The following is a 3833-nucleotide window of genomic DNA, read 5'->3' on the forward strand; positions in this document are numbered from 1 at the left end:
GGTTGGAGGCGTTTTCCTCCAGCATCGTGTCAAAGCCGCGCGGCAGGCGCTCGATGAACTCCTCGGCGCCGGCGATGCGGGCGACTTCCATGATCTCCTCGATGCTGGCATCGGGCTTGGCGGCGGCAATATTCTCGCGCACCGAGCCGCGAAACAGGAAACTATCCTGCAGCACGACGCCGATGCTCGTTCTCAGATGCACGAGGTCGATCTCGCGGCTGTCATAGCCATCCATGCGCACGAGGCCTTCCTGGCTCTGATAGAGGCCCTGGATGAGCCTTGTGATCGTCGTCTTGCCCGAGCCGCTCTTGCCGACCACCCCGAACAAGCAGCCCGCCGGAATGGCGAAGGAGACATTGTCGAGCGCCGGCGCGCTRTCCGGGCCGTAGCGGAAGGTGACCCTGTCGAATTCGATACGGCCCTGCAGATGCGGCCGTACACCTCGCCCGCGGCCCGCCTGCTCCGGCCGCTGGTTCATGATCTCGCCGAGCATGCGCACGGAGAGCGCGACTTCCTGATATTCGTGCACCATGGTGACGATCTGTACCAGTGGTCCCGAGACCCTGCCGGCAAGCATGTTGAAAGCGACCAGCGCGCCAATCGTCATCGCGCCGCTGAAGACATCGAGCGCGCCGAGGCCGATGATCGCGACGCTCATCAGTTTCTCCAGCAGTCCGGTCATCGCCTGGGCGATGGTCGAGATCTTGTCGACCCGGAAACGCACGGAGATCGACTGGGCCGAATAATCGTCCCACACCTTGCGCTGGCGCGGCTCCAGCGCCAGCGATTTGACGGTGCGCATGCCGTGTACGGTTTCCACCAGCAATGCCTGCCGGTCGCCTTCGGCCTGGTAGAGCGCCTGCAACCGGCGCTGGAACGGCCCGACGAGCATCATCACCACGAGGCCCACGAGGGCTGCGAAACCGAGCACTACAAGCGTCAATTTGACACTATAGAGAAGCAGGATCGGCACGAAGACCAGGAGCGAAACGCCGTCCAACAGTGTGAGAAACAGCCGGCCGGTCAGGAATTCACGGATGCGCCCTGTCTGCTGCATATGCTTGACGAGAACGCCGGCCGAGGCCTGTTCGAAGAGCGCGATCGGCAGGTTGAGCAGATGGCCGAAGGTGCGGGTCGCGACGCGGATGTCGATCCTGTTCGTCGCATAGAGCAGCAGATAGCGGCGCAGGAAAGTAAAGGTCGCGTCGAAGACGAGCGCGATCGCAATGCCCGCCGTGAGAACCGTCAGCGTCGCATAGCTCTGATGCACCAGCACCTTGTCGATAACGAGCTGAAAGAAGATCGGCGTCGTCAGCCCAAGCCCGTAGAGCACGAAGGCGGCGAGCGCGACATCGCGGAAGAAGCTGCGCTGCTTGATGATCTCGGGTACGAACCAGCGGAAGCCGAAGGGTCGATCCTCATCGGACATGCGATAGTTGCGCTTCACCAGGATCACCGATCCGAGCCAKGCCTTGGCGAACTGCTCTTCGCTGAGCATCATCACTTCGGCGCGTGATGCCAGCGGGTCGAGAACGCGGATTCTCTCATCCTCCCCGCTCCCGACAGCGCCGGCGATGACCACCCAGTTGCCGTTCGTCAGCTCAGCGAGCACCGGGAATGCCTCGCCAAGTTGGAACAGGGATCGCCAGTCGAGCGTCAGATGCTTTGCCCTGAGGCCAGCATCCTTGGCCATGCGCAGCAGCTGCCGCAAGGCAACAGGATCGTTGCCGACGGCATAATCGTGCTGCAATCGTTCAGGAGCAAGATCGACGCCGTGATGACGCGCGACCAATGCAAGACAGTGCAGGTTGGTATGCAGAAAACCACTCATGGCCCACCCGAAACAATACGAGACTGAGGCAATATTTGTTTTATCAGTTGAAGTTCGGCGAGGCGTTCGAAGCGCCTGCCTGCACCGACTGGATATCGGCAGCCGCCGCAGTTGACGTATCACCGATACGACGGACCGCGCCCGCCTCGACCAACCCGCCAAGCGCCTTCTGCATGAGATCGACCGCATTGGCGAAGGCATCGACCGGCATGATGATGCGCTGGCGGAATACTGGCTTCGGATTGTTGTTGGCATCACGATCGGTGGCCGAGAGCGACATCAGGTCGATGCGCACGATCGTACCCGTGATGGTGATTTCGCCGATGCCATCTGCATAGAGTTCGTTGCTCATTGTTCTCTCCTCTGGTTGATAATCAAAACGTCTTCACCTTGGGCGTCTTACGTCCACTAGGATGCTCTACCGATGTGATTGTGCGTGCTGCCAGGCCGGAAACGGGTCCCGAAGCCCGGCAGCGTTCTGCGGATCGAAGCCCGTGTCCTCACCGGTCAGGCAGTCGTCGAGTGCGGTGCGGATTGCGTCTTCGTCGAAGCCGGCGCCGATGAAAACGAGTTCCTGGCGGCGGTCGCCCCAGACCTCGTCCCAATGCCGTTCGATGAGCTGGCGGAACTGCGGATAATGCGGCCATTGCGCCTTCGGCACGGACGCCCACCAGAAGCCCTTGCTGTCGATGCGGCACTGCGTGCCGGCAATCGATAGCAGGCCGATCTCGTCGGGCCTTGTCGCCAGCCAGAAATGGCCCTTCGCGCGGATGAGGCCCGGCCATTTCCTGTCGAGAAAATCCCGCAGCCTGGAGGGATCGAACGGCCGGCGGCTGCGATAGACGAAGCTCGAAATACCGTATTCCTCCGTCTCCGGCACATGGTCGCCCCAACCGAAGAGTTCCTTGTGCCACAGCGGATGACGGGCAGCTCTCGCTTCGCTGAAAAGGCCGGTATTCAGGATGGCGTCGAGCTTCAGCTGGCCGAAGCCGGTCTCGATGACGCGGGCATCGGGGTTGAGCGCGGCAACGACGCGGCGAACCTCGGCAAGCGCTGCAGGCGGCACATCCTGCGCCTTGTTGATGATCACGACATCGGCAAATTCGATCTGCTCGACGAGCAGTTCCACCAGCTTGCGCTCGTCGTCTCCGTCCCGGCTCTCGCCGCGATCCCTCAGGAACTCCGCGCTCGCATAATCGGCCAGAAGATTGACCGCATCGACGACGGAAACCATCGTGTCGAGCCGCGCGACGTCGCAGAGGGCTGCCCCGCTCTCGTCGCGGAAGGAGAAGGTCGCTGCGACCGGCAACGGTTCGGCAATGCCGGTGCCCTCGATCAGCAGATAATCGAAACGGCCGGCGGCGGCGAGGCGGCGCACTTCGCTCAGCAGGTCGTCGCGCAATGTGCAGCAGATGCAGCCATTGGTGAGCTCCACCAGCGTCTCGTCCGTCCGCGACAGGTTCGCTCCCCCGTCGCGGACGAGATCGGCATCGATATTCACCTCGCTCATGTCGTTGACGATGACGGCGACCCGACGCCCCTCGCGATTGCGCAGGACGTGGTTAAGGATCGTCGTCTTGCCGGCGCCGAGAAAGCCGGCAAGGACCGTGACCGGAAGTCTGTTGTCTGCGCTCGTCATCGATACTCCCCGTTCGCTTCTTCTACGCCGCGAGCTGCGGTCTGAATGCTACGTCCACATAGTAGTTTGTGCTGTTGTAGCTGGCGCTTGGGAACAAGCCGCCCGAGCCATAGGCATAGACGCCGTTGTTGCCGCTGAGCGCCCTCAAGTCGCCGTTCGTCACATCGGCGCTGAAGTAATTGCCAGTCGCCGAATAATTGCCGTTGGTGCTGTAGGAAACGACATAGGTCGTATCCGCGGCGACCTCCACCTGCTGGGTGAGCGTCGCGGTCTGCCAGCCGCTTGCCGTTTCGTTGCTGAAGCTGACGCTGCCGAGCAATGTGCCCGAGGCGGTCCAGAGATAGCCGTTGTGCGGGCCTGTAT

4 protein-coding genes are annotated in these 3833 nt (G+C 62.0%); all 4 read right to left on the reverse strand.

Annotation, left to right across the window (positions count from 1 at the left end; all coding sequences use genetic code 11):
• On the reverse strand, positions 1-1831 hold a 1831-nt coding region (locus AC1D1Z_RS34925), incomplete at its 3' end, for a peptidase domain-containing ABC transporter (protein ID WP_477853356.1).
• Positions 1832-1874: 43 nt separating this feature from the next.
• Positions 1875-2183 (reverse strand): hypothetical protein, encoded by a 309-nt coding sequence (locus AC1D1Z_RS34930; RefSeq protein ID WP_018246620.1) that lies wholly within the window; start codon positions 2181-2183, stop codon positions 1875-1877.
• Positions 2184-2249: 66 nt separating this feature from the next.
• The gene (locus AC1D1Z_RS34935) at positions 2250-3470 is read right to left on the reverse strand and encodes a GTP-binding protein (RefSeq protein WP_131647705.1); all 1221 of its coding nucleotides are present in this window, start codon (positions 3468-3470) and stop codon (positions 2250-2252) included.
• A gap of 22 nt (positions 3471-3492) precedes the next feature.
• Positions 3493-3833 (reverse strand): DUF4082 domain-containing protein (locus AC1D1Z_RS34940; RefSeq protein WP_477853359.1); only part of this gene is annotated, 341 nt, incomplete at its 5' end.

Source organism: Rhizobium sp. P1_E1 (assembly GCF_056406015.1).

What these genes read in the sequence shown, in the direction of transcription:
- AC1D1Z_RS34930 (WP_018246620.1), bottom strand. Translation starts at nt 2,183, where the DNA reads ATGAGCAACGAACTCTATGCAGATGGCATCGGCGAAATCACCATCACG.
- AC1D1Z_RS34935 (WP_131647705.1), bottom strand. Translation starts at nt 3,470, where the DNA reads ATGACGAGCGCAGACAACAGACTTCCGGTCACGGTCCTTGCCGGCTTT.